Source organism: Natrialbaceae archaeon AArc-T1-2, assembly GCF_030273315.1.
Classification (GTDB): Archaea; Halobacteriota; Halobacteria; order Halobacteriales; family Natrialbaceae; genus Tc-Br11-E2g1.
In genome coordinates, this window is sequence record NZ_CP127174.1 from 1,934,112 (window position 1) to 1,958,173 (window position 24,062).

At 65.8% G+C, this 24,062-nt stretch carries 26 protein-coding genes; 15 read left to right on the plus strand and 11 right to left on the minus strand.

Going from position 1 to position 24,062, the window contains the following annotated elements:
- Nucleotides 1-45 precede the first annotated feature (45 nt).
- The 4 genes from QQ977_RS09930 to QQ977_RS09945 form a co-directional block, all read right to left on the minus strand.
- On the minus strand, nt 46-1,296 hold the full coding sequence (locus QQ977_RS09930; RefSeq protein WP_285925581.1) for a hypothetical protein: 1,251 nt from the start codon (nt 1,294-1,296) through the stop codon (nt 46-48).
- Nucleotides 1,297-1,427: 131 nt separating this feature from the next.
- On the minus strand, nt 1,428-2,717 hold the full coding sequence (locus QQ977_RS09935) for an amidohydrolase (RefSeq protein ID WP_285925583.1): 1,290 nt from the start codon (nt 2,715-2,717) through the stop codon (nt 1,428-1,430).
- A 51-nt stretch (nt 2,718-2,768) separates the two neighbouring features.
- Entirely contained in the window at nt 2,769-3,344 is a 576-nt protein-coding gene (locus QQ977_RS09940) for a DUF1684 domain-containing protein (protein WP_285925585.1), read from the minus strand.
- Between the two features lie 85 nt (nt 3,345-3,429).
- The gene (locus QQ977_RS09945) at nt 3,430-3,669 is read right to left on the minus strand and encodes a DUF7127 family protein (RefSeq protein ID WP_285925587.1); all 240 of its coding nucleotides are present in this window, start codon (nt 3,667-3,669) and stop codon (nt 3,430-3,432) included.
- 155 nt (nt 3,670-3,824) lie between these two features.
- On the opposite strand from QQ977_RS09945, the gene QQ977_RS09950 reads away from it, so the two are divergent.
- Nucleotides 3,825-6,194 carry an ATP-dependent DNA helicase gene (locus QQ977_RS09950; protein WP_285928698.1) on the plus strand — a complete coding sequence of 790 codons (2,370 nt, stop codon included), beginning with the start codon at nt 3,825-3,827 and terminating at the stop codon, nt 6,192-6,194.
- Between the two features lie 69 nt (nt 6,195-6,263).
- Nucleotides 6,264-6,908: a helix-turn-helix domain-containing protein gene (locus QQ977_RS09955; RefSeq protein ID WP_285925589.1), complete on the plus strand. Its 645-nt coding sequence runs from the start codon at nt 6,264-6,266 to the stop codon at nt 6,906-6,908.
- A 9-nt stretch (nt 6,909-6,917) separates the two neighbouring features.
- Here QQ977_RS09955 and QQ977_RS09960 read toward each other — a convergent pair whose 3' ends face one another.
- Nucleotides 6,918-7,226, minus strand: a complete 309-nt coding sequence (locus tag QQ977_RS09960) for a DUF7521 family protein (protein WP_285925590.1) — start codon at nt 7,224-7,226, stop codon at nt 6,918-6,920.
- A gap of 186 nt (nt 7,227-7,412) precedes the next feature.
- On the opposite strand from QQ977_RS09960, the gene QQ977_RS09965 reads away from it, so the two are divergent.
- Nucleotides 7,413-7,940, plus strand: coding sequence for a DUF5518 domain-containing protein (locus QQ977_RS09965; protein ID WP_285925591.1), 528 nt, complete (start codon nt 7,413-7,415; stop codon nt 7,938-7,940).
- 9 nt (nt 7,941-7,949) lie between these two features.
- On the opposite strand, the gene QQ977_RS09970 is transcribed toward QQ977_RS09965, so the two are convergent.
- Both QQ977_RS09970 and QQ977_RS09975 read right to left on the minus strand, forming a co-directional pair.
- A complete protein-coding gene (locus QQ977_RS09970; RefSeq protein ID WP_285925593.1) occupies nt 7,950-9,233 on the minus strand; it encodes an ABC transporter permease in 1,284 nt (427 codons plus the stop codon).
- 9 nt (nt 9,234-9,242) lie between these two features.
- Nucleotides 9,243-10,004 carry an ABC transporter ATP-binding protein gene (locus QQ977_RS09975; protein ID WP_285925594.1) on the minus strand — a complete coding sequence of 254 codons (762 nt, stop codon included), beginning with the start codon at nt 10,002-10,004 and terminating at the stop codon, nt 9,243-9,245.
- 131 nt (nt 10,005-10,135) lie between these two features.
- Here QQ977_RS09975 and QQ977_RS09980 point away from each other — a divergent pair, with 131 nt between their 5' ends.
- The 5 genes from QQ977_RS09980 (at nt 10,136) to QQ977_RS10000 (ending at nt 13,016) form a co-directional block, all read left to right on the plus strand.
- A complete protein-coding gene (locus tag QQ977_RS09980) occupies nt 10,136-11,053 on the plus strand; it encodes a dihydrodipicolinate synthase family protein (protein ID WP_285925595.1) in 918 nt (305 codons plus the stop codon).
- 42 nt (nt 11,054-11,095) lie between these two features.
- Nucleotides 11,096-11,635, plus strand: coding sequence for an HAD family hydrolase (locus QQ977_RS09985; protein WP_285925596.1), 540 nt, complete (start codon nt 11,096-11,098; stop codon nt 11,633-11,635).
- Between the two features lie 111 nt (nt 11,636-11,746).
- Nucleotides 11,747-12,064, plus strand: a complete 318-nt coding sequence (locus tag QQ977_RS09990) for a HalOD1 output domain-containing protein (RefSeq protein WP_285925597.1) — start codon at nt 11,747-11,749, stop codon at nt 12,062-12,064.
- 117 nt (nt 12,065-12,181) lie between these two features.
- Nucleotides 12,182-12,427: a sulfurtransferase TusA family protein gene (locus QQ977_RS09995; protein WP_285925599.1), complete on the plus strand. Its 246-nt coding sequence runs from the start codon at nt 12,182-12,184 to the stop codon at nt 12,425-12,427.
- Between the two features lies 1 nt (nt 12,428).
- Nucleotides 12,429-13,016, plus strand: a complete 588-nt coding sequence (locus QQ977_RS10000; RefSeq protein WP_285925600.1) for a DsrE/DsrF/DrsH-like family protein — start codon at nt 12,429-12,431, stop codon at nt 13,014-13,016.
- Nucleotides 13,017-13,061: 45 nt separating this feature from the next.
- On the opposite strand, the gene QQ977_RS10005 is transcribed toward QQ977_RS10000, so the two are convergent.
- The gene (locus QQ977_RS10005; RefSeq protein WP_285925601.1) at nt 13,062-14,045 is read right to left on the minus strand and encodes an NDP-sugar synthase; all 984 of its coding nucleotides are present in this window, start codon (nt 14,043-14,045) and stop codon (nt 13,062-13,064) included.
- A 116-nt stretch (nt 14,046-14,161) separates the two neighbouring features.
- On the opposite strand from QQ977_RS10005, the gene QQ977_RS10010 reads away from it, so the two are divergent.
- Entirely contained in the window at nt 14,162-14,458 is a 297-nt protein-coding gene (locus QQ977_RS10010; protein ID WP_285925602.1) for a transcriptional regulator, read from the plus strand.
- Between the two features lie 186 nt (nt 14,459-14,644).
- Nucleotides 14,645-15,013: a DUF7344 domain-containing protein gene (locus QQ977_RS10015; protein ID WP_285925603.1), complete on the plus strand. Its 369-nt coding sequence runs from the start codon at nt 14,645-14,647 to the stop codon at nt 15,011-15,013.
- 90 nt (nt 15,014-15,103) lie between these two features.
- On the opposite strand, the gene QQ977_RS10020 is transcribed toward QQ977_RS10015, so the two are convergent.
- Complete coding sequence (locus tag QQ977_RS10020) at nt 15,104-15,523, minus strand: Rieske (2Fe-2S) protein (RefSeq protein ID WP_285925604.1); 420 nt, start codon at nt 15,521-15,523, stop codon at nt 15,104-15,106.
- Nucleotides 15,524-15,586: 63 nt separating this feature from the next.
- On the opposite strand from QQ977_RS10020, the gene QQ977_RS10025 reads away from it, so the two are divergent.
- Nucleotides 15,587-16,711, plus strand: a complete 1,125-nt coding sequence (locus QQ977_RS10025; RefSeq protein ID WP_285925605.1) for a saccharopine dehydrogenase family protein — start codon at nt 15,587-15,589, stop codon at nt 16,709-16,711.
- Nucleotides 16,712-16,714: 3 nt separating this feature from the next.
- On the opposite strand, the gene QQ977_RS10030 is transcribed toward QQ977_RS10025, so the two are convergent.
- Both QQ977_RS10030 and QQ977_RS10035 read right to left on the minus strand, forming a co-directional pair.
- Nucleotides 16,715-17,710 (minus strand): glutathione S-transferase family protein, encoded by a 996-nt coding sequence (locus tag QQ977_RS10030; RefSeq protein WP_285925606.1) that lies wholly within the window; start codon nt 17,708-17,710, stop codon nt 16,715-16,717.
- Nucleotides 17,711-17,785: 75 nt separating this feature from the next.
- Nucleotides 17,786-18,859 (minus strand): DUF7282 domain-containing protein, encoded by a 1,074-nt coding sequence (locus QQ977_RS10035; RefSeq protein WP_285925607.1) that lies wholly within the window; start codon nt 18,857-18,859, stop codon nt 17,786-17,788.
- 188 nt (nt 18,860-19,047) lie between these two features.
- Here QQ977_RS10035 and rnz point away from each other — a divergent pair, with 188 nt between their 5' ends.
- From rnz to QQ977_RS10055, 4 genes are all read left to right on the plus strand, one after another.
- A complete protein-coding gene (rnz, locus tag QQ977_RS10040) occupies nt 19,048-19,974 on the plus strand; it encodes a ribonuclease Z (protein WP_285925608.1) in 927 nt (308 codons plus the stop codon).
- Nucleotides 19,975-20,121: 147 nt separating this feature from the next.
- The gene (locus tag QQ977_RS10045; protein ID WP_285925609.1) at nt 20,122-20,757 is read left to right on the plus strand and encodes a hypothetical protein; all 636 of its coding nucleotides are present in this window, start codon (nt 20,122-20,124) and stop codon (nt 20,755-20,757) included.
- Nucleotides 20,754-22,031 carry a DCC1-like thiol-disulfide oxidoreductase family protein gene (locus tag QQ977_RS10050; protein ID WP_285925610.1) on the plus strand — a complete coding sequence of 426 codons (1,278 nt, stop codon included), beginning with the start codon at nt 20,754-20,756 and terminating at the stop codon, nt 22,029-22,031. The genes QQ977_RS10045 and QQ977_RS10050 overlap by 4 nt, the downstream gene beginning before the upstream one ends.
- Nucleotides 22,032-22,080: 49 nt before the next feature.
- The gene (locus QQ977_RS10055; protein WP_285925611.1) at nt 22,081-24,054 is read left to right on the plus strand and encodes a DUF460 domain-containing protein; all 1,974 of its coding nucleotides are present in this window, start codon (nt 22,081-22,083) and stop codon (nt 24,052-24,054) included.
- Nucleotides 24,055-24,062: the final 8 nt, after the last annotated feature.

Here is a 24,062-nt window from a genome sequence, read left to right on the forward strand (position 1 = left end):
CGTGTCGATCGGTACTCGGCAGTTCGGCCGGTGGATCGCCTTCAGCTACGGCGGCCCACCGCCGCCGCTGTTACCTGGCGCACTGCCGCTGTTACCCGGCGAATCGCCGCCACTCTGTGAACTGCTGCTGTCGTCGTCTTCGTCGTCACCGCCCGGGCCGGCATGCTCCGGTGGGCCGCGGTCGTCAGTCTCGTTGTCCTCACCGCCTGGACCGGCGTGCTCCGGCGGGCCGGCGTGGTCGGGCGCGTTACCCGGGTTGTTCTCCGTGACGAACGCCGCGACTTGCGAGCCGATGCCGCCGTCGGTCCCGCTGGGATCGAGGCTCGCCACGAAGGAACTGACGGCGTCGCCGAAGGTGTCACTCTCCTCGAGGAGCTGATCTTCCTCGGACAGAAGCGTTGCCTCGGTCGTTACCGACTCGTCCTCGTACGTCGCCTCGATCGAGACGTCGACGGTCTCGTCGGGTTCGGGCAGTGTGACCGTGCCGTTCTCGTCGGTCTTGTACTCGTCCGCACCGTCGTAGGTCGCGTTCTCATCGACGGTAGTGACGTCGACGGTCGCGTTCTCGATGGTCTCGTCGGTCACGTTGTCGGTGACCGTCACGAGGACGTCGCCGTTCTGCTCGACGTCGATCGCGAGCGCCTCGAGGTCGTCTTTGTCGTCGTCGGCTGCCTCGAGTTTCTGCTCGACGGTCGTCGATGTACCGTCGTACGTTGCCTCGATCGAGACCTCGACGTCTTCGTCGGGCTCGGGCAGTGTGACGGTCCCGTCTTCGTCGGTCTTGTACTCGTCCGCGCCGTCGTAGCTCGCATCCTCGTCGTCGACGGTCACGTTGACCGTCGCGTTCTCGACTGTGCTTTCGTTTTCGGTGACCGTCAGGAGGACGTCACCGTTCTGCTCGACGTCGATCGCGAGCGCCTCGAGGTCGTCTTTGTCGTCGTCGGCTGCCTCGAGTTTCTGCTCGACGGTCGTCGATGCACCGTCGTACGTTGCCTCGATCGAGACCTCGACGTCTTCGTCGGGCTCGGGCAGTGTGACGGTCCCGTCTTCGTCGGTCTTGTACTCGTCCGCGCCGTCGTAGCTCGCATCCTCGTCGTCGACGGTCACGTTGACCGTCGCGTTCTCGACTGTGCTTTCGTTTTCGGTGACCGTCAGGAGGACGTCACCGTTCTGTTCGACGTCGATCGACAGGTCATCCTCGTCGTCGTCGCCCGCCGCTACCGCACCAAGCGGTGCGAGGACGGACAGTACCATGGCGGCGGCAAGCGCCACCGCGAACCCTCGTGTTCGATTCATTGCCACTCGTGACGTTCACGATAGCACGCATAAACCCGGTCGGACGTTCGACCCGTTCACGGACGGAAAAGAAGTCTGTAGAATCGTTTTAAGCGTTTATCGGATGCTGTGAACGTTTAACTGCCCGAGCGTCAGTCGGCACGAGCCACGAGCGACGTCGCCTGCTCGGCTGCCCGTTTCCGGACGGCCTCTTCGTCGAGCGTCAGGACCTCCCGGTCGCGCATCAACACCTGACCGGCACAGACGGTGTGACGGACGTCGGCCGCCGCCGCGGCGTAGGCGAGGTGACTCACGGGGTCGTGGGCCGGCGTCAGGTGTGGCTTCGCGAGGTCGATCACGGCGAGGTCGGCAGGCGAGCCCGCCTCGAGACGACCCGACTCGAGGCCGATCGCCGCGGCGCTATCGCGGGTCAGCATCTCGACGACGGCCTCGGCGGGGACCGCGCTGGCGTCCTCGGCCGCGAGCTTGCCGAGCATGGCGGCGTCGCGACCCTCGTCTAACATCGAGAGGTCGTTGTTCGAGGCCGCGCCGTCGGTGCCGACCCCCACGGTGACCCCTGCCTCGCGCATGCGTTCGACGGGTGCCATCCCGCTCGCCAGTTTCATGTTCGAGGCCGGACAGTGGATCACGCTCGCGTCGCTTTCGGCGAGTAAGCCGATCTCGCTCTCGTCGACGTGGACGCCGTGGGCGAGAAAGTCCTCGGGCTCGAGCAGCCCCCTCTCGGCGGCGTAGGAAAGCGGCCGGACGCCGTGTTCTTCGACGATGGGGGTGACCTCCCCCGCCGTCTCGTTGGCGTGAAAGTGCACCGGGACGCCGAGCTCGCGGGCCTTCGGGACGAACTCCTCGAGGACCGCCGCGTCGACGGTCGTCAGCGAGTGGGGCATAAACGCCGTCGAGATGCGGTCGCTGTCCCTGGCCGCGAGTTCGCGGGCGACGTCGATCCCCTCCTGGGCGTCCTCGCGGGCGGCCTCGCTGTCTTTCCCGACCGAAATGACGCCGTGGCCGAGCCGGGCGCGCAGCCCCGCCTCCTCGACGACGTCGGCGATCGTCGGCACGAAGAAGTACATGTCCGCGAAGGCGGTCGTCCCCGACTTGATCATCTCGAGGACGCCGAGTTCGGTCCCCGCCCGGACGTCGTCGGCCGTCAGTTCGCCCTCTGCAGGCCAGATGTCCTCGCGCAGCCACGCCTCGAGGGGTTTGTCGTCGGCGTAGCCACGCAACAGCGTCATCGCGACGTGACAGTGGCCGTTGACGAAGCCGGGAGTGACCAGCGAGTCGGTGGCATCGAGGGTGCGATCGCCGTCGAGGCTCTCACCGATCTCGAGGATTTCGCCACGTTCCTGATCGAGTAGTACGTCCGCCCGTTCGACGGCCAGCTCGGGGGTGAGCACCTGCCCGTCGGTGATCGCAAGCGTGGTCATCGGCCGGACGTTCTCGGCGGCCGGTGTTATACTCTCTGCCCTCGGTCTTGACTACTCGACCCGCTCGCCGGCCGCGATGGCCACCTCGAGCCAGTTCTCTTCGGGCGGGAGCGGACAGTCGAACGTCTCGCTGTAGGCACAAAACGGCGTGTACGCCAGGTTGAAATCGAGAACGATCTCGTCGCCGGTCTCGAGGTCGCGGTCGGCCTCGAGTTCCATGTACCGGCCGCCCTCGTAGCTCTGCTGGCCCGTCGTCTTGTCCCGGAACGGGACGAAGTAGGGCTCCTCCTCGGGGCGTTCCTGCTGGTAGGCGTGGATCTCGAACGCCCCGTCCTCGAGGTCGGGATCGTCCCGCTCGAGGTCGAACTCGAGTGTCGCGACCCGGACGTAGCGTACCTCCCGGCCGCTCGTGGTGTCCATCGGCACCGGCTCGGGGTCGTCGTGGACGGCGACGGTCGCTGTCACGCGGTAGTCGGGGTCGGGATCGAAGTACTCGAGGCCGTCGAAGGCGTCGCGCTCCCCGGGCGGAATCGGCGACTGGGGATGGTCGGCGAAGAACTGGTCCTTTTCCTCGCGTTTCGCCTCGAGGTCGGCGCGCCAGCGGTCGACGTCGAACTCGTCGGTCATGGTCGGACTAGCCCGTCGACACTCGAGTGGGTTGTGGTTTCGCCGGTCGGGCCGGTGCGGCGGTAACCGTCGGAGCGTCGGACGATCAGTCCGTGATCGTGAGCACGCCGTTTCGCACGGTGACGTCGCTGGCTTCGGGCGGCAGTTCGAACTCGAACTGGTCGCCGTCGGTGACGACGATCGCCGTCGAGCCGACGATGTCCACGGAGACATCCGCGGCCGAGTTACCGAAGTCGACCGCGATCACGGTTCCGTCGTCGTACTCGACGGTACGCACGATGACCTTCTCGTTGTCGACGGTTCTGAGGGTGTTGGGGACCTTCACACGTCAAGGTAGGCGCTCGAGACGGTAAAGGACCACGCCGGCAACGTTCGGTCGGTCGCCACGACGCCGCCACTGCCGACCGTGGGTTTTTGTATCGAGAGGCGACCAGTCCGGTCCGTCAACCCTATGAGAGACCGACGATGAGTACGGGAGAGATGGCGGACTGGCGCGGGATCTTCGGTCACGACGAGCCCTACGACGAGCAGGTCGACGGCATCGAGACGGCCATCGACACCGCCCGCGAGGGTGGCTACACCGTGATCGAGGGTGCCTGCGGGACGGGCAAGACGATGATCGCCCTGACCGCTGGCATCGACCTCGTGCGCGACCCCGAGACCGACTACGAGCGCGTGCTCGTGCTCACGAGCGTCAAACAGCAGCTGCGCCAGTTCGAGGCCGACCTCGAGACGATCAACGAGAACCTGCCCGCCGGCTGGGACCCCGTCTCGGGGCTCACACTCGTGGGAAAAGCCGACGTCTGTCCGTACAACCGCGAGCGGGCCGCCGAGTTCGACGACGGCACCGTCTACGATCGCTGTGAGACGTTGCGCGAGCGCACCCGGGACCTGACCGGCGAGGGCGGCGAGACGACCGCCGGCGCGCTGACCGACCGCGCCCGGAGCCAGCAGACGGGACTCGCTGACAGCGGGAGCCGCGGCGGCGGCGCGACCGTCCTCGAGACCGCCGACGAACCAACGCCGTACCCGCCCGAGCTGCCGAGCTACAGCGACGACACTGCGGTGGGGGCCGAGACCGAGTACTGCCCGTTCTACGCCCAGTACCTCGAGGACCTGCCAGAGGAGAGCGACCCCGTCGAGGCGGTGCCGTTCGACATCACCGAGACGGGGATGGTCACGCCCGCGGACCTCGTCGCACTCGCGGTCCGTCACGGCACCTGTCCCCACTCGGTCATGGGCGCGGCGCTTTCCCACGCCGAGGTCGTCGTCGGCAACTACTACCACGCGTTCGACCCGACCACGGTGGGCTCCTTTACCGGCGCGTTGCTCGAGGAGTCGACGTTCGTCGTCTGTGACGAGGCGCACATGCTCGAGCCCCGCGTCCGGGACCTGGTCAGCGACGGCGTCGCCGACGCGACCCTGCGCGACGCCGAGACGGAGCTCTCGCGGGTGATCCAGCCCGTACGGTTCGAACGCGAGGGACGGCAGGTGGAGGGAGGCTCGAAGACCGCAGACGCCGAACTCGTGCGCGCGGAACTTGCAGATAGCGACGTCTCCGTCGAGGAACTCGAGCGCACCCGCCAGTTTCTCGGGGACCTGCGCGAGGAACTGGACCGCCGCGTGCGGGCCTACCTCGATCGCACCCACCGGGGCTGGCAGTCGGACCTCACCGAGCTCGAGGACGCGGAGATTCCACTCCGAGATCCCGCGGTTCCCGGCGAGGACGAACTAACCGCGTGGGCCCGCGAGGCGGACTACGGCGACGTTGCTTGGGTCCGTGCAGAGTCAGTCGGCGCGCTCGTCGAGCGCGTGTTGAACGAAGCCGAAGACGAGGAACGAACGCGGGCCGCACCCGCCGTCGGACGGACCCTCGGTGAGTGGTACCGGCGCGATCACACCGACCACTTCCGGGAGATCGAACTCGAGCGCACCTGGGACGACACCGAGCCGGGAGACTCCTGGCGGCGAGCCTACAACGCCCGGCTCGTGCTCTACAACTGCGTGCCAAGCGACGCCATCGGCTCGCAACTCTCGCAGTTCGGCGGTGGGGTGTTGATGAGCGCGACTCTCGAGCCGATGGACGCGTTCACGGAAGTGACCGGCCTCGAGTACCTCGCACGCGAGGAAGATCGGCCGGTCGTCGAACGGCGCTACGGCCTTCACTTTCCCGAGGCAAACCGCGAGAGCTTCGCCGTCGCGGCCCCGAAGTTCACCTACGACAACCGCGGGCGACCGGGCGAAGAGACCCCGACGAGACGGGCCCACGCCGACGCCATCGCACAGGTCGCCCGACTGCCCGGCAACGTCCTCGTCGGGATGCCGAGTTACGGCGAGGCCGAGTGGGCCGCCGACGTCCTCGAGGACCGCGTCGAGAAACCCGTCCTGCTCGACGCCTCGAGCGACGACGTCGCCACCGAGTCGCTGAAAGACGACTTCTTCGCGGGCGAGGACAAGGTGCTCGTGACCAGCCTCCGGGGAACGCTGACCGAGGGCGTCGACTACAGCGGCGACCGGCTGTCCGCCGCGGTCGTCTGTGGCGTCCCGATCGTCAACACCGCGAGTCCGCAGACGACGGCGGTCCGACGAGCTTACGAGGAGACGTTCGGAGACGGCTTCGAGTACGCCCTGGCGATCCCGGCGGTCCGGAAGGCCCGACAGGCGATCGGGCGCGTGATTCGCGGTCCCGACGAAGTGGGGGTTCGGGTCCTGCTCGACGAACGCTACGCACGTGAGAGCTGGGATTCGATGCGGCTGTACCTGCCCGACGACGACGAGTTCCAGCCCGTCAGTCCCGACATGCTCGAGCTCGGTCTCGAGCGATTCCGCGCGCGTCTCGAGTCGGAGTGACGATCGTCTGCCATTGCCGTCGCGCATAGCCGAACGCTTTTTCATCGCTGATAAATAGTGAGTAACTGGATGCCCCCCGACCGTGCCGACGACGTCGAGCCGAACCCGTCTTCGAACCACGTTACTGCCCAGTTCAGAGTCGAGCTACCGTCCGGGACCGACTGCGCGTTGCTCGAGTCGGGAACGGGCGGCGAGGACATCACGCAGGACATCGTGTGGCTGGACGACGACGAGATGTGTCGCGTCGAGGTGACGACCGACGACGGCTCCCGGCAGCTACTCGGTGACGAGGTCGACGACGGCTGTGTCTGTCCGACGTTTCGACACCACGACTGTGTCACGTCGATCGAGGCGTTCGATGACGACGCGCTGATCGTCTCGGTTGCGACGGCAGACAGAGAGGAACTCTCCGAGATCGTCACCTCGCTGCGCGACCTCGGCGCGGCGGTCCGTCTCGAGCGGATCGGTCACTCGAACGCCGACCCAGAGCGCCGACTGCTCGAGCTCGAGGCCGACGACGTCACCGAAAAACAGTTCGAGGCCGTCCGGATGGCCGTCGAGGCGGGCTACTACGAGCGTCCCCGCCGAGCAGATCTCGGCGATCTGGCCGACGAACTCGGGGTCTCGCGGTCGGCCGTCTCCCAACGACTCGCAGCCGTCGAGTCGAAACTGGTCACAGAGCTGTTCGTGGCCGAAAGCGGGGAAGTGAAGTAGCGAGACACGTCACTCGGCCGGCCCACGAATGATCGTCGTATGTGTCGTGCTGACGTACAGCGAGTGAAGCAACGCGGCGAATCCGGCGGCAGTGAACGTGCTCTGAATCGCGACGCCGAGTGTGACTTCGCTCCAGACCAGGTGTGCAAGCCCGCCGAGTATCGAGCCGGCGACGATGAGCCCGAATCCGATCGCGACCGCCCGAAGCGGGTGTGACCCGGTCCGCCGATACGCCCGATAGGCGAGAGTCAACACCAGCCCGCCGGTGATCAACGTTGCCGTGTTCGCGAGCACGATTATCGGTGTGTATCCATCCATGTGTCGACAGCGCTGTCGATCGACGATGGCTATCGCTTCGCTCCGGGTGCTTTTTAGTCGGCGCGACAGTTCCCAGATTTCGAGAATCGGCGCGTTCGGCCGTGTCGTCACCGATCGTCTCGTCGACGACGGTCGAGACAGCCCGCCAACCGCCGGGCTTTTGCTGTCGGCTCCCTTACGAGACGTATGGGTACGCGACACACGATCATCCACGCGCTCGTCGGTGCGGTCGTCGGGGTCGTCCTCTCGTTTCTCCCGTTTTCGACGCTACTCGGCGGCATCGCTGCCGGTTTTCTCGAGGGTCCCGACGGCACCGACGGCGCACTCGCTGGCGCGCTCGCCGGCCTGATCATGTTCGTTCCGATCGGGATGATCGCGTTCGCGATCTTCGCGTTTCTCGGATTCGGCGTCGGGTTCGGCGGCCTTCCCGTGGGCGGATTCATCTTCTTCCTCGTCGTACTCGGGTTCGTCGTCGCCACGTTGCTCGTCTACACCGTCGGTCTCGGCGCGCTCGGTGGCTATCTCGGCTCGTATCTCGCACGCGAGTATCCCGACCGGCACACGAGCACACACGAGACGATCGGGACGAAGCCGGCGAAGACGGACCACAGACCGGCGACTCGGGAACCGGTGGAGCCGACGGAGCCAGAGCCAGCAGAGACGGAGCCGACGCGCTGGCGCGAAGACCGCGACCGCGACGACGACCTCGAGTGAGCCACACCGTCACTCATAGCGCAGGGCGTCGATCGGGTCCGTGCGTGCGGCTCGCCAGGCGGGGTAGAGCCCGGAGACGATTCCCACGAGAATACCGACGACGATCGCGAGGACGACGTACTCGTACGGATAGACCAGCGGCAGGTCGATGTACCACGCCCCGAGATAGCCCGCGACGAGTCCGAGCGCGGTGCCGACGATCGCGCCGACGACGCCCAGGATCACCGACTCGGCGAGAAAGAGTCCCAGGACGTCGCGGTTCTGTGCACCGACGGCTTTCATGATGCCGATCTCGCGGGTCCGCTCGGTCACCGAGACGAGCATGATGTTCGCGATACCGATCGCGCCGACGAGCAACGAGATCGCGGCGATGCCGACGATGAAGTTCTGTAACAGCTCGAGGACGTCCTGGAGCTGCTGGAGCATGTCCGCACTCGTCTGGAGGGTTACCTCGAGGTCGGCGTCCTCGATCAGCGGGCCGGCATCGGAGTCGTCGCTCTCGAGGTACGTGCGTGCGCTCTCGCGGGCCCGGTCGACGTCCTCGTCGGCTGCCGACTCGGCCTCCACGACGATCGCCATGAACAAGGCGTCGTCGTTCGCGCCAGGATCGATCTCGCCGTCGTCACCGACGCCCAATCCCGCGGCTCCCTCGGTGTAGTAGGGATCGGTCGGGACGTAGACCTGCGGCGACGATTCGAACCCTTCGAACGGGCTTAACCCCTCCGAGTCCTCGGTGATACCGACGACGGTGACGGTCGTCGGCTCGCCACCCTGGAGGGCGATCGTGAGTTCGTCGCCGACGGAGACGTTCTCGTCGAACTGGCCGTCGACGGCCGGGTTGATCACCGCCTCGCGCTCGCCCGTCTCGAACTGTCGACCCTCCGCGAGGGTCTCTTCTCGAATGTAGGACGGGCCTGCCGCGACGAGTACGTCACTCTGTGGCGAGATCTCGCCTCCGTATACGATCGCCTGGGTCGGGATCGGCATGTAGCCGTAGGCCGCCTCGATCCCGTCGCGATCGTCGAGCTCCGCGAGGTCGCGCTCGCTGAAGGCGGGCTGGGCCCCCGCGAGTGGTCCGCCTTCGGTCTCGGGCTCTGCGGCCCAGCCGTAGACGTTGCGCTGGTCGTCCGGACTGATGTCGCCGACGATCCCCGCCTGCAGGCTCGCCCCGAGCGTGACGAACGCGATCACTGCGGCGATGCCGATGATCACCCCGAGCGTCGTCAGCGACGACCGAAGTTTGTGGCCACGGATCGAACGCCAGGAGAGCCGGAGAAACTCGAGCGGTCGCATCCGTTCCGTTCACCCGCGCTGGCTCTCGCCGCCGTCGACCGGTTCCGACGTCGGCTCCTCGCGTTCCGTGTCACCGCTATCGAGGGATTCGATCCGTTCGATCCCGCCGTCGAGCAGGTGGACGATCCGTTCGGCACGTTCTGCGACGTGGCGTTCGTGACTGACGACGACGATCGTGTTGCCGGCCGCGTGGAGGTCGTCGAACAGCTCGAGGATGCTCGCGCCGGTTTCGGTGTCGAGGTTCCCCGTCGGCTCGTCGGCAAGCACGAGTGCGGGGTCGTTGACCAGCGCCCGGGCGATGGCGACGCGCTGGCGCTGGCCGCCCGAGAGTTCGCTGGGCAGGTGATCGCCCCGGTCGCCGAGCCCGACGCGCTCGAGCAGCTCGCGGGCGCGGTCGTGGCGTTGGTCCCGGCCGACCCCCTGGAACAGCTGGGGAAGCGCGACGTTCTCGAGGGCGTTCAGCCGGGGCATGAGGTTGAACGTCTGGAAGACGAATCCGACTTCGGTGCCACGGAGGGTGGTCCGCTCGCGTCCGGAAAGCGTCGTTACGTCCCGGCCGTCGACGACGACGGTCCCCGCGGTGGGCGTGTCCAGACAGCCGACGAGGTTCATAAGCGTCGACTTGCCCGATCCGCTGGGCCCCATGATCGCGGTGTAGGAGCCACGCGGTATCTCGAGGCTAATACCGTCGAGGGCGTGGACTGGTTCGCCGACCCGGTAGGTCTTGCAGATGTCGGTCAACGCGACCGCTGTCTCACCCGAACTCGCCATGGGAAATTCGTCGGTCCGGCAGCCGAAAAGCCTTCGCCGGTTCGTCAGGAACGGAGAGACATCGCTCGATCCGACGGCTGGCCTGACACCCGACCGCCGACGTTTATTTCCGTGCCGGTCGGAACACCGGTATGGCGTATCACGACCCAGGTTCGGCCGATCCACTTTCGCTTTCGGGCGTCATTCCACCGACCGTCACCGCATTTCGGGACGACGAGGCCGTCGATTACGATCGGACGGCAGCGCACGCTCGGTTCGTCGTCGACCGCGGCGTCCACGGCGTCTTCCCGCTCGGAACCAACGGCGAGTTTCCGTTGCTGTCCGATTCGGAACGCGACCGCGTGATCGAAGCCGTCGTCGACGAAGTCGGCGGCGAGGTCCCCGTCATCGCCGGCGTCGGCGCGCCCAGCACACACCGGACGGTCGCCCACGCCGAACACGCCGAGCGGGTCGGTGCCGACGGCGTCGTCGTCGTCACCCCGTACTACTACCCGCTCGAGGGTGACGCTGCCGTCGAGCACTATCGGGCCGTCGCCGAGGCCGTCTCCCTGCCGGTGTACGTCTATCACATTCCCGGCCGAACGGGGAACGCGCTCTCGCTTGAGACGTTCGACGAGATCGCAGATCTCGACGCCGTCGCCGGCATGAAAGACTCGAGCAAGGACGTTCCGTGGCTCCTCCAGGCCGCCGATGTCCACCCGGAGCTGACCTACCTCGTCGGCTCCGACGCGTTGCTCGTGACCGGCTTGCAGGCCGGCTGTTCGGGAGCGGTCAGCGCCGTCGCGAACGCCGTTCCCGAGCTCGTCGTCGAGCTGTACGAGGCCTACGACGACGGCGACGTCGACCGCGCCCGAGACCTGCAACGGACGGTGTTCGCCGTTCGCGACGCGTTCAAATCCGGGGGTAGTTACATGGCCGGCGTGAAAAGCGCCCTCCAGTTACGCGAGTTCGACGTCGGTCCGCTCCGAAGTCCACTCCGACGTATGGACGAGGACGAACTGGCGACGCTTCGGGACGAACTCGAGGACCTCGAGTTGCTCTCGTCGTAATACATCGAAGTCTTGAACCGACCCCGGTCCGTAGAGGCGACCGTGACGGAGTACGACGCAGTCGTCTACGACCTCGACGGAACGCTCGTACGTCTCGAGGTCGACTGGGACGTCGCTACCGCTGACGTCCGGGACGTCTACGCCGAAGCGGGACTCGACGCGGCCGAAAGCAGCCTCTGGGAGTTACTCGAGGCCGCAGCGGAGGCCGGCCTGCGCGAGTCCGTCGAGGCGGTCATCGCTACACACGAACGCGAGGGTGCACGAGAAGCGCGGCGTCTCCCTCACGCCGACGAACTCCGCGAGCGGACGATACCGACTGGCGTCTGCTCGCTCAACTGCGAGGCGGCGTGTCGGATCGCCCTGGCGAACCACGACCTGCTCGAGTCCGTCGAGGCCGTCGTCGGTCGGGACTCGGTCTCGAATCACAAACCGCACCCGGAGCCGTTGCTCGAGGTGGTCGAGCGACTCGAGGCCGATCCCGGTCGGACGCTGTTCGTCGGCGACTCGATACGCGACGAGGAGACGGCCCGGCGAGCGGGAACGGACTTCGAGTACGTCGGAGACGGTCCGTCCGGCCACTAGTCGAAGACGGCCGTACTCGGCGACTGACTCCTGGCTGCTATGTGACTGTGTCCCAGTATAGCCTATGTCTTTTGGCTCAAGTCTCTTTGGCTGACAGTATCAACAGTTGATATGGCCCGAGACGACTACTGGCGGTTGAACCGAGACGGCTGTGTTGCAGTTCGAACCGTGCACGGTGATCCGGACGCCGTCGTCCAGGCGATCCTGCGGGGCGTGGCTGCCGTCGAGAACGACCCGGTTACCGAACTCGATCCGCTGTACGACCGGATCGAGACCGAGGCGCTGGTCGACCTGCTCGAGCACGCGCGTGAGTCAGATTCGACCGTCGGTATCGAGTTTACGGTCGACGACTACACGGTTGCCGTTGCCGACGACGGGACCGTGTGCATCCACGATGGGAGACCGGCCGTCACGAGGCTCCGGTACTGACGTCCCGGTATCGATTTCCACGGCCGGAGACGGCCAGTAACGACCCATCCCTCCCGACCGACACGCTTTTATCTTCGGCTTCAATATTGTGTAGTAGGTTCAATATACAGATAAACCATGAGCTCGGAATACGAGGTTACGGAGACACTCGACGTACAAGGTGAGTCCTGTCCGATGCCGGTCGTCAAGACGAAACAGGCGATCGACGACCTAGCAGAGGGCGACGTCCTCGAGGTGGTGGCGACGGATTCGGGGAGCATGAGCGACATCGACGGCTGGGCAGCGGGCACCGACGGCGTCGACCTCCTCGAGCAGGCCGAGGGCGACGGCATCTACAAACACTACGTGGCGAAGACGGACTAACATGAGTACGGACAATCCCACACCGGCCGACGACGCCGACGCCGTGGTCGACGCCGCCGAACTCCAGGCGCTTCGCGAGCGCGTCGACGAGCTCGAGTCGTCGCTGGCCGACGCCGATAGCGACGACGACGGCAAGAAGATGTCGATCGTCGCCACCAAGGGAACGCTCGACATGGCGTACCCGCCACTGATCCTCGGGAGCACGGCCGCCGCCTTCGGCTGGGACGTCGTCGTCTTCCACACGTTCTGGGGACTCGACATCCTCCACGAGGAGAAGGCCAAAGATCTCAAACTCAGCGCCGTCGGCAACCCGAACATGCCGGTGCCAAACGCCGTGGCGGCTCTGCCCGGCATGGACGCGATGGCCACCAAGATGATGCGAAAGAAGATCGCCGACAACGAGACCGCCACTATCGAGGAGCTGATCGAGCTCTCGCTGGATCAAGGCGTCGACCTGCAGGCCTGTCAGATGACGATCGAGCTGATGGACTACGACGAAGACGACTTCTACGACGGCGTCACCACCGATGTCGGCGCGGCCACCGCGCTCCAGCACATGGCCGAGTCGGACATCCAGCTGCTCGTCTAGCGCCGACGTCGGTCGTGTCGACCGCTGATCCCCCGATCGCGGAACTCACTCGGGCTCCGACGAGCCGTTTCTGATCGTCGTGTGCGCGCCGATGAGCGCGCCCGCCAGGTCCATGTTCTCGAGGTGGGTCCCTTCGTCGATGATCGACCGGCGGACGTCGCCGTTTCGGATCGTGGCGTCGGGAAAGATCACCGAGTAGTCGACGCTGACGTTCTCGAGGGTCGCGCCGTCCATCACGTGGACGTTCTCGCCGATGGTAGCGTCCTCGAGGCTGGCCGTCTCGGCGATCCGCGTGTCGCCGTCTAAGTGCCAGCCGACGGCGTCGAGGTAGCTCTCGGGCGTGCCGATATCGAACCACGCGCCCTCGAAGGTAAAGGCGTAGGTGGGCTCGCGCTCTTGGAGCCACTGGACGAACCAGCCGGGTTCGTCGGGATTGTTGTCCTCGTCGAGATACGCCGGAAACAGCGACAGCGACTCTCCGGGGAACGCATAACAGGCGATCGAGACCAGCGTGCTCTGTGGATCGTCCGGTTTCTCCTGAAAGTCGACGATTCGGTCGCCCTCGAGTTCGACCAGGCCGTAGGATTTGGCCTTCTCGCGGGAGCCGACGTCGTAGGCGGCAAGCGTCGGGGCCGCCTGCTCTTCGAAGTAATCGAGAAAGTCGGCGACGTCGAAGCTCATCAGGTTGTCGCCGGCGATCACCAGTAGGTCGTCGTCGTCGACACCCTCCCGGTCGATCAGCTGGGCAAGCGCACCCACGACCCCGAGCTTTTCGTCTTCCTCGGTGGTTTCCTCGACCGAGAGCTGGGGCTTTTCGAACTCTGCCTCGGCGAGATGGGCCTCGAACTCGGGGGCGAATCGCTCGTTCGTGCTGACGTAGACGTCTTCGATCCGGTCGTCGGCCTCGAGCTCGGCGAAGATGCGGTCGACGACGGTCGAGTCGCCGATCGGGAGGAACATCTTCGGTCGATGTTTCGTGATCGGCCACAGCCGGGTCGCGTATCCGCCGGCGAGTACGACGGCCTTCATGGCGCGTGGATTCGTCGCCGTGGTGTAAGTCACTTGCCCTTTCTTACCTCGGCCAATCGCGACCCGGCGAGACGTCTCCCCGACAGTATAAACGCTCCCGGCCCGTCGGACCGGGTATGCGAGAGGCCGAGAGAACGACGCGCCGTCGGATCGCCGACGCGCTTCGCGAGGAGCCTGCAACCCCGAGCGAACTCGCGGCGACGTTCGATCTCACGCCTGAAGCGGCGACGCGACACGTCGAACACGTCGCTCGATCGGTCGACGGCGACGGGGAACAACTGCTCGTCGCGCCGCCTGTGTGCCGGGAGTGTGGCTTCGAGGAGTTCGACGACCTGCTCAACCGTCCGTCCCGCTGTCCGGAGTGCAAAAGCGAGGCGATCGAGGAACCGACGTTCACGATCGAACCGGCGTAACAGCGCCGAGCCGTCGTGAGACGACCGCGCCGTGTGTAAACACGTGTCTATGCAGCGACCGTTTCGACACGCATATTTACGGGGTTGGCTAGTCACCGCGTACGGACCGCCGGATCGGTCACGGAGCTGTGTTCGTCTCCCATCTCGACTTTTTCCGTGTCCGTCCGGCTGCACCCGGACAACAGAATGACCGACACACCCGATCCGAAACGCGATCTCGACGCCGCCGAAGCCGCCTTGCAGGTGCTCGACCGCCTCGAGTCCGCCGACCTCTCAGCGGAGTCGGTCGACACGGCGTTGCAGCTGCTCGCCGACAAACGTCGTCGGCTGTTGCTCGAGGTCGTTCGAACGTACGACGAGGAACTCACGCTACCGGACGCGGCGGAGGAAGTCGCTCGTCGCGAGACCGGCCGGCCGGTCGTCGACCTCCCGGCCGAACACGTAAAGCGCGTATACATCTCGCTGTATCACGATCACCTGCCACGGCTGGTCGACGCTGGGTTGCTCGAGTACGAACAGGAGCGAGATCTCGTCGAGCCGGGCTACTCGAGGTGATACTATCGGACGTACCTGTGTGACGATGCTCGCCACCCCGGGGCGGCGAGAATCGTTCACGACGTACGTCCGGCAGTATGAGGGGGGCGATCAGAACTCGAGGTTCGACGTCGAGACTAGGTCGTGGTCGTCGTCGTCGATCGGCCCAGTCGCGACGAACGCGTAGTCGTCGTCGGTCAGATACACCGCGTCGTCGTGGACCGTCACGTCGACTTCGGGTAAGAACGCGCCCTCACACGGCCCGTAGGTACAGTAGCCGGTGTCGGCTTCGAAGTACGCGCCGTGGTTTTCACAGACGAGCTCGCCGTTTCGCATCGGCGCGCCAGATCCCTTGTCGAGGTTGATGTGCGTAACGTGCTGGCAGTAGTTGAGCCAGCCGGCGACCTCGCCGTTCGTCCGGACCAGGATCGCCTCCGTTCGTTCGTCCCTCTCGCGATCTCGAACCTGGAACAGAAACGTCGTGTCGTCGGGAACCGACTCGAGGCCGGTGATCCGTCGTCCGTCGTCCATCGTCGTCGGGACCTATCGACTGGGGACACTTATACTGTCGGAGAGAGGCCTGCGTACCGGTCCGTGTCGAACGTCGTCGTCGGCGCGAGGGCCATCCGTCAGTATGAGGTGGACGGTCGCCGAACGGCCGCCATGGCCGACTGGCTCGTCTACGGCGCGTACGGCTACACCGGGCGACTGATCTCGACCGAGGCCGTCTCGAGGGGGCTGTCGCCCGTCGTCGCCGGCCGCGATCCGGACCGGCTCGCGTCGCTGGCCGACGATCTCGGTCTCGTGTCGTGGTCGTTCGACCTCGACGGCGACCTCGCCTCCCGCGTCGGCGAGTTCGACGCCGTACTCAACTGTGCGGGGCCGTTCGTCGACACCTCCGGACCGCTCGTCGCGGCGTGTCTCGAGGCGGGAACGGACTACCTCGACGTCACGGGCGAACCCGCGGTGTTCGCCCGACTCGCCGGGCGGGACGACGAGGCGAGCGCGGCGGGCGTGACGCTGTTGCCAGGCGTCGGATTCGAGGTCGTCGTCGCGGACTGTCTGGCCGCGACGCTCGCCGCAAGACACCCACAGGCAACTGAACTCGCGATCGGGATCAGCAAAACCGGCTCGTTCTCGGGCGGGACGCTCCGGACGGTGATTCGACTCCTCGGCGATGGCGGGCTCGTTCGTCGGGACGACCGACTGCTCCGGGTTCCGGCAGCCGACGACGTCCGACAGTTCGACTTCGGCGACGGGCCGACGTCGACGGTTGCCGCACCGCTTGGCAGTGTCGTGACGACTGCGTACAGTACGAACGTCGAGACGGTCGGCATCTACGTCGATCTCCCCGAGATATTCGCCAGGATAGCTCCCCTCGTCGCGCCGCTCGAGGCGATCTTTCGGCTCGGTCCCGTCGAGCGCGGCCTCGAGTGCGTCGTCACCGGCCTCGTCGACGGACCTGACGAGCGAGAGCGAGAGGACGGCGAGGTGGTCGTCGTGGCCGAGGTGACAGGCGGCGAGCGGACCGAACGCGCCCGTCTCCGGAGTCCGGAGACCTATACGCTGACGGCCGACGCCGCGGCCAGCGCCGTCGAACGGACGCTTGCCGGGGACGCGACCGCAGGCTTTCAGACCCCGGCGACCGCATTCGGCCCCGACTTCGTGACGCGACTCGAGGGCGTGGACGTCGAATTCGAATCCGCCGGTCGTCGCTGACGACTACGTCGTGACCAGTTCGGCCGGCGGCTCCCCCGGCAGGCCGTCTCGATCGTGTGGGGCCTCGAACGCGAGGTCGGGACCACGGGCGACGATCCGGTGTGGGTTGACTTCCGGATGTGTCGTGTAGTAGTGTTCTTTGATGTGGTCCATCCGCACCGTCTCGGCGACGCCCGGCGTCTGGTACAGATCGCGCAGGTACGGCCAGAGGTTCTCGTACTCTCGCACGTACTGGACGTTACACATGAAGTGAGTGTGATAGACGTTGTCGAATCGAACCAGGGTGGTGAACATGGCGACGTCGGCCTCGGTCAGTCGATCGCCCGCGAGGTAGCGTCGGTCGGCGAGGGCGTCGTCCCACCGATCGAGCGCCGAAAAGAGGTCGTCGACGGCCTCGTCGTAGGGCTCCTGTTCGGTCGCGAACCCGGCGCGGTAGACGCCGTTGTTGATCGGCTCGTAGATCTCCTCGAGGATCCGGTCGACGTCCTCGCGGTATCCCTCGGGGTAGAGGTCGACCGCTCGCGTCGCCAGGTCCGCGAAGACGGTGTCGAACATCCGCATGATCTCTCTGGATTCGTTGTTGACGATCGTCTCTTCGTCGGTATCCCAGAGGACGGGGACGGTCACTCGACAGGTCGCGTCGGGATCGGCACGGGCGTACAACGCTCGCAGGTAGTCGGCGTCGTAGACGCCGTCGCGGGTGCAGCCGTCCTTCTCGGGCGTGAACTGCCAGCCGTCGTCACCGCGGTAGGGGTCGACGACCGAGACGGGGACGGCATCCTCGAGACCGAGCAACGAGCGGACGATCAGCGTCCGGTGGGCCCACGGGCAGGCGGAGGAGACGTAGAGGTGATACCGACCCGACTCGGGCCGGAAACGGGCGTCCGGATCGTCTCGAACCCAGTCGCGAAACGGCGTCTCCTGGCGCTCGAACGCGCCTTCCTCGGTCGTGGTCTCGTAGGCGTCAGTGTGCCACTCGCCGTTGACGAGCATGTTCATGTCTCGAGAGAGAGGCCGCAGACGGAAAGAGGCCTGCTAATCCCGGCGTCACCGGGTCCGGGTACGGAAGCGACACTACTCGGCGTCGGTAGCGACCGTCGCGGTCGCGTCCACGCGCTCGTCGTCGTCGGTGAACGCCGTCGCGTCCTCGAGGTCGTCGGGGTCGCCCTCGTAGACGACGGCCGTCACCGTCTCGCCGTCCTCGAGCGTGTCCTCGAACTCGAGGTCGACGCCCTCGTGTTCGCCGCGTTCGAGCGCGTCGCTCGTGGCGATCGTCTCGCCGGTCTCGTTCTCGACGGCGACGAAGCCGCCGTCGGGAAGTGACGCGTTGACGGTCGCACCCGAGACGTCGGTCGACTCGAACTCGACCGTCGCGGGGCCGCCGTAGACGACCTCGAGCTCGTCGATCTCGCCGTCGCCGGTCGTGTAGACGCCGTAGGTGACGTTGCCCGGTTCGATGAGCCCGGCGTCGGCCTCGAGCGTCAGTTCGGTACGCTCCTCGGGCCCGAGGTCGACGACCTGTTGTTCGAGGACCTCGCCGTCGACGCGCAGATCGACGGGCTGGCTCGTCTCGAAGACGTTGGGGTTCGAGATCTCTGCATCGACCGACAGCGTCTCCTCGGTCGTGACCGACGCTGGGCCGTCTGTCGACTCGACCTGGAACGACGTCCGCGCCGCTTCGTCGGCGAGTCGGTCCTCGCTCGTGACCGTCGCCGTGTCGCTGACGGGATAGCCGGCCTCGAGGTACGGCCTGTCCTCTTCGCCGTCGGTCTCCTCGTAGACGAACTCGCCGTCGTCGGTCGTATCCTGGTGTACGACGACCGTGAGTTCGCCGAACAGCTCTTGTTCTATTTCCTCGTGGCGGTCGACGGTGACGTTCTCGTGGCTGCCGGCCTCGAGCGCGTCGGAGACGCCGAGGATCGTGCCCGCACCGTCGGTGACGACGACGAAGCCGCCGTCGGACATCTCGACGTGATCGACCGTCACGCTGGTTCCGTCCCCGCGCTGGTCGGTGAACTCGATCGAGGCCTCGGGATCCTCGACGACCTCCGAGCCGAAAAGCGCGGGCGCTTGCCCGACGATTACGCCTGCCGCGAGAACGATCACGATCGCGATCGAGATAGCGACGATTCGTTTTATCCTGCCCATCGGTATCGTCCGTCGGTTCCGACGTTCATCGTGTTCAGACGACTGTATGGCGTCACCGACCTAAAACGCTCGCTACAGTACGGTTACGAGAGAGTCATTCGTTCGGATATCATCGGTTCGAATCGATCCACACGCCGATGCGGCGGGATCCGAAGCCTGTTTAGTCGCGGCGCTCGCAGTCAGGGTCGATGCCACTGCGCGTGACGTTTCTCGGAACCAGCGGGGCCGTTCCGACGACCGAGCGGAACCCGAGTGCGATCTACGTCGCTCGAGAGGGTGACGAGTTACTGTTCGACTGCGGAGAAGGGACCCAGCGCCAGATGATGTGTTTCGGCACCGGCTTTTCGGTCTCCCAGCTGTTCGTCACGCACACCCACGGCGATCACGTCCTCGGGATACCAGGCCTGATCCAGACGCTCGATTTCAACGAGCGCGAGAAACCGCTTGCAATCCACGTCCCGTCGGGAAGACGTCGCGAGATTCGTTCACTCGTCCACGCGCTCGACACCGATCCCGACTTCCCGATCACGATCTCGGCCGTCGGCGGCGGCGACGTCGCCTACCGCGGCGACGACTACGAGGTCCGGGTCTTCGACGTCGACCACGACACCCGTGCGGTCGGCTACGCGCTCGTCGAGGACGAACGCAAGGGCCGGTTCGATCGCGAACGGGCCGAGGAGCTTGGCGTCCCCGTCGGCCCGAAGTTCTCGCAACTTCACGAGGGCGAGCCGGTCGAACTCGAGGACGGCACCGTCGTCCAGCCGGAGCAGGTCGTCGGCGATCCCCGTCCGGGCCGCAGCGTGGTCTACACCGGCGACACCCGCCCGACCGTCGCGACCGTCGAGGCCGCAGCCGAGCCGGACCTGCTGATCCACGACGGCACATTCGCCGACGACCGGGTCGAGCGGGCGTCGGAAACGGGCCACTCGACGGCCCGCGGGGCGGCCCGGATCGCCACCGAGGCGGGCGCAAAACGACTCGCGCTCGTGGGCACCTCCTCGCGCTACGCCGGGGACGTCTCCGATCACCACGCCCAGGCCCAGGAGGTCTTCGACGGCGACCTGCTGATTCCGGACGACGGCGATGAGCTCGAGATTCCGCACCTGGACGCGTGAACGTGCCGCCCGCTCGTCGACGACGTACGTACCTTATCAACCGTATAAACTGGCTTCTCCGATCGTGAACGGAGTGAACGTCAAGAAGACTTATGATTCGTTTTCGTTTCCCTGCGATCATAGGGTGATGACCGCTTGATAGGAATAGTGGATTCGTTTACGGAGCTCGTCTTTCTCACGTTCTACGTATCGTTCTTCGTCGGGACGATCACGATTCTCGTGCTCGCTCACCGACGAATGGCACGGGAGCTGTGGCTCGGGGCGTTCTTCGCGGCACTCATCGCCGTTACGATCGTGGGCACGCCGCTGTTGCCCGTCGTGGACATGCACAAGTTCGCCCAGCCGAGCGAGGAAGAGCGCGTCTACTACGAACCACGAGTCGTCGACGACGCCGGGAACGAACTGTACTACGACTACCGTGCGATACCGCCGACGACCGCGAGCCGTTCGTCGACGGTACTCGACCGCACCGTCCACGAGTACAACGAGACGGAGCGTCTGGAGATCGGTGAGTTCTACCTCTTCAACGCGAACGAGTACCGGGCCGAGGTGGAGTCGGGTGACCGTTCGATCGCCGAGCGGTTCCAGCCACCCCGGTACGTCGACGACGAACAGTGGACCGCCGAGGAACTCGAGGGACACGGGGAGTTCGTGACGATACGGATATACGAACGGACGATAACGCACACCGACGACACGTCCGAGATCGAATCGAACGAGGAGGAACTGGTACTCACGATCGACCTGGCCAACGAGACGATCACGGAGGCGGAGAACGCATGAACGCGATCGACAGCTTCAGGAACGCGTTCGTCAACTACGTCGGCGACGACGCGCGGTCGTCGCCGTTCAACCTCGCCGCCGCCAGGGTCGTAGTCGGGGCCTACATCATCTGGCGGATGACCTCGCTCGAGTGGGGGTTCTATCAGGAGTGGCCGCGACAGTTCAATGACAGCCTCAGCTTCCTCTACAACGACCTCTTTCTGGCGCTGCTTCCATACCAGCAGTGGCTCGTCGCCGGGCTCCTCGTGCTGTTCGTCCTCGGCTACAGGATCCGCTGGACCGGTGGCATCGCGGCGCTGCTGATGATGCACATGCTATCGGTGAAGGCGACGATCTACCACGCCGGCACCGTCGAGTCGATGTTCGTCCTCTCGTACTTCCTCCTGCTGTTCGCGTTCTTCCACCGCGACGACGCGATGTCCGCCGACGCGATCATCCGGACGAAGGAGAAGTCGATCGACCAGCTCAACAGGTTCCTCAAGGAGGGGTCCAATCAGGTGTACCGCATGCGCGTGTTCAAGTGGCTCCTGCTGGCCGTCGGGCTGCTCTACCTCGGCTCCGCCTGGGGGAAGATCATGAACGGCTCGCCCGAGATCTGGCTCACCGGCTACGAACTGCAGCGAGACATCCTCGAGAGCCAGGAGCTCACCGGCGTCGAGCGGCCCCTCGCCGAACCGATACTGGAGTACCGGTCGCTCTCGTGGCTCGGCTTCGTCGGGACGGCGGTGATCCAGACCTCGCTGCTCGTCGCGATCCTGCTCGGAATCACGATCACGCCGTCCGCTCTCGGTCTGATCGGGTTCCACCTCGCCACGGTCGCCATGCTGGGGCTCTACTTCATCGACATGATCGTCGTCCTGTTGATGTTCGGGGCCTGGGACCGCGCCTACAGCTGGCTTGCGGCCGACGCGGACGACCAGGTGCAACTGGCTTACGACGAGCGCTGTTACTTCTGCGCTCGTAGCCTCTACGTCTTCAAACAGCTGGACATCAACGACTCGGTCCAGTTCTACTCCCAGTCCGACGTCCCAAAGGAACTGGTCGACTGCGACGACGTCGACCTGGACGAGGAGATGTACCTCTTCCGCGACGGCGAACCCTACGGGGGGTACGAGGCGTTCCGGCAGCTACTCAAGCAGTTCCGGATCTTCTTCCCGATCGTCCTGTTGATGGCGCTGTCGCCGGTGCGGTACGTCGGGAACCGGGTCTACAAGTACGTCGCCCGCAACCGGAGCCGTCAGTTCGTCTGCAGCTTCGAGCCCGAGCAGAACTGAACCGGCGACCCGCGTCGGATTTATACGCGACTCGCCCCTACACCCGTCCGTGAGCACGCGAACGAGTGCGCTGGATGCAGTCGTCTTCGGTGTCGACGTCCAAAGCGGCGACGTGCGTGGTGATTCGCCCTCCTACGCGCTGGTCGTCTACGACGGCGAGGATCTAGAGCGCGACGTCGTCTCCGGCCGGAAACTCCGCCGGCTGATCGACGACGAGGAGCCCGCCATCGTCGCGACGGACAACATGTACGAACTCGCAGCGGACAAGGACGAACTCGTCCACTTCCTGGGCTCGTTGCCCGACGGGACGATGCTCGTCCAGGTGACCGGCGCCGAACAGCCCGAACCGCTCTCCCGGGTCGCGAAACGTCACGGCATCCCCTACGGCAAGGAACCGATGCGGGAAGCAGAAGCCGCCGCGCGACTGGCCGCCCACAACGTCGGTCACGAGGTCTCTGCCTTTACCGACACGACGGAGGTGAAAGTCTCGCGGGGGCGCTCGACTGGCAAGGGCGGCTGGAGCGAGGACCGTTACACCCGACGGATCCACGGCGCGGTCAAACGCCGCGCCCGCGAGGTCGAAAGCGAACTCGAGACCGCGAACCTCGAGTACGAGAAAGACGTCAGAGAGTCCTACGGCGGCTACGCAAACGCCGTCTTCAGGGTGGAGGCCCGTCCTGCCGATATCCCGGTCTCGCGAGAGCGGTCGGGCGACGTTCGCGTCGAGATCGAACGCCTACGACGGGACGGCATCGAGTTCCGCCCGCTCGTCAAACGCCGGGACCACGTCGTCGTCGGCGTCGATCCCGGGACGACGACGGCGGTCGCCATCGTCGGACTCGACGGCGAGGTCCTCGACGTCTGGAGCTCTCGAACCAGTGACGCCGCCGACGTAATCGAGTGGATCGTCGAACGCGGCCGACCCGTAATCGTCGCGGCGGACGTGACGCCGATGCCCGAAACCGTCGAGAAGCTTCGCCGGAGTTTCGACGCCGCCGGCTGGTCGCCCACGCGGGACCTGGCGATCGACGAGAAACAACACCGGACGCGTGACCATCCCTACGATAACGACCACCAGCGCGACGCGCTGGCGGCGGCGCTGTCGGCCGTCGACGCCCACGAGGACCAGTTCGAGCGCATCGCCGCAAAGCTCCCGCCGGGGGTCGACCGCGGGGAGGTCGTCGCACGGGTCGTCGCCGGCGAGGAGACCGTCGAGGCCGTGGTGGCCGACCTCACCGACGACGAAGAGAACGAGGACGAAGAGCCCGACCACGAGCCTCGCGAGCTCACCGCCGAGGAACAGCGTATCCGCGATCTGAAACGACAGGTCGAGCGCCTCCAGTCTCACGTCGAGACGCTCGAGGACCGCCTCACGGAGAAAGACGACCGGATCGCAGAACTCGAGGACGACCTCGAGACCGCCCGCAGCGAGCAACGCAAGGAGGTCCGCCGAGACCGGGAGGTAACCCGCCACCGCCGGCGTGCGGAACGTCTCGAATACGAACGCGACGAGGCACGCGAGGAGGTCGAGGCCCTCGAGAAGAAAGTCGAGCGCATGAAGGCACTCTGGAAGCTCGATCACTCGAACTTCAGCGACGTCTCCGCCGAGAAGGAGGGGCTGGTACCGGTGAAGGTGATCGAACAGTTCACGAAGGGTGCGATCCGCGAGGCGAACGAACAGTACGGTATCGCTCCCGGCGACGTGGTCTACCTGCGAGACGCAAGCGGTGCCGGCCGGTCGACGGCCGAGTTGCTCGCGGAGTTCGAGCCACGGATCGTGCTCAAAGAGGGTGGCCTCTCGGAGGTCGCCGACGCGATCCTCTTCGACAACGAGATTCCCGTCGGTCCGGCCGACGACGTCGCCATGCAGGAAGTCGACGAACTCGCGGTCGCCCGCGAGGACGACGTCGAAGACGCCATCGACGACTGGTACGAGCGTGCCAGAGAGCGCGAGCGCCGCCGGAAAGCGTCGATGGTGGATCGGATCATCAGCGAACACCGCGCGGGAGACAACGAGGCCTGAGGTCCCGC

Bases quoted from the DNA above. Each gene is read 5' to 3' on its own strand.
- QQ977_RS10030 (WP_285925606.1), bottom strand. From the start codon at position 17,710: ATGAACATGCTCGTCAACGGCGAGTGGCACACTGACGCCTACGAGACC.
- QQ977_RS10005 (WP_285925601.1), bottom strand. From the start codon at position 14,045: ATGAAGGCCGTCGTACTCGCCGGCGGATACGCGACCCGGCTGTGGCCG.
- QQ977_RS09980 (WP_285925595.1), top strand. From the start codon at position 10,136: ATGGCGTATCACGACCCAGGTTCGGCCGATCCACTTTCGCTTTCGGGC.
- QQ977_RS09995 (WP_285925599.1), top strand. From the start codon at position 12,182: ATGAGCTCGGAATACGAGGTTACGGAGACACTCGACGTACAAGGTGAG.
- QQ977_RS10000 (WP_285925600.1), top strand. From the start codon at position 12,429: ATGAGTACGGACAATCCCACACCGGCCGACGACGCCGACGCCGTGGTC.
- QQ977_RS09930 (WP_285925581.1), bottom strand. From the start codon at position 1,296: ATGAATCGAACACGAGGGTTCGCGGTGGCGCTTGCCGCCGCCATGGTA.
- QQ977_RS09940 (WP_285925585.1), bottom strand. From the start codon at position 3,344: ATGACCGACGAGTTCGACGTCGACCGCTGGCGCGCCGACCTCGAGGCG.
- QQ977_RS09990 (WP_285925597.1), top strand. From the start codon at position 11,747: ATGGCCCGAGACGACTACTGGCGGTTGAACCGAGACGGCTGTGTTGCA.
- QQ977_RS09960 (WP_285925590.1), bottom strand. From the start codon at position 7,226: ATGGATGGATACACACCGATAATCGTGCTCGCGAACACGGCAACGTTG.
- QQ977_RS09965 (WP_285925591.1), top strand. From the start codon at position 7,413: ATGGGTACGCGACACACGATCATCCACGCGCTCGTCGGTGCGGTCGTC.
- QQ977_RS10010 (WP_285925602.1), top strand. From the start codon at position 14,162: ATGCGAGAGGCCGAGAGAACGACGCGCCGTCGGATCGCCGACGCGCTT.
- QQ977_RS10035 (WP_285925607.1), bottom strand. From the start codon at position 18,859: ATGGGCAGGATAAAACGAATCGTCGCTATCTCGATCGCGATCGTGATC.
- QQ977_RS09955 (WP_285925589.1), top strand. From the start codon at position 6,264: ATGCCCCCCGACCGTGCCGACGACGTCGAGCCGAACCCGTCTTCGAAC.
- QQ977_RS09935 (WP_285925583.1), bottom strand. From the start codon at position 2,717: ATGACCACGCTTGCGATCACCGACGGGCAGGTGCTCACCCCCGAGCTG.
- rnz (WP_285925608.1), top strand. From the start codon at position 19,048: ATGCCACTGCGCGTGACGTTTCTCGGAACCAGCGGGGCCGTTCCGACG.
- QQ977_RS09975 (WP_285925594.1), bottom strand. From the start codon at position 10,004: ATGGCGAGTTCGGGTGAGACAGCGGTCGCGTTGACCGACATCTGCAAG.
- QQ977_RS09950 (WP_285928698.1), top strand. From the start codon at position 3,825: ATGGCGGACTGGCGCGGGATCTTCGGTCACGACGAGCCCTACGACGAG.
- QQ977_RS10020 (WP_285925604.1), bottom strand. From the start codon at position 15,523: ATGGACGACGGACGACGGATCACCGGCCTCGAGTCGGTTCCCGACGAC.
- QQ977_RS10050 (WP_285925610.1), top strand. From the start codon at position 20,754: ATGAACGCGATCGACAGCTTCAGGAACGCGTTCGTCAACTACGTCGGC.
- QQ977_RS10015 (WP_285925603.1), top strand. From the start codon at position 14,645: ATGACCGACACACCCGATCCGAAACGCGATCTCGACGCCGCCGAAGCC.
- QQ977_RS09970 (WP_285925593.1), bottom strand. From the start codon at position 9,233: ATGCGACCGCTCGAGTTTCTCCGGCTCTCCTGGCGTTCGATCCGTGGC.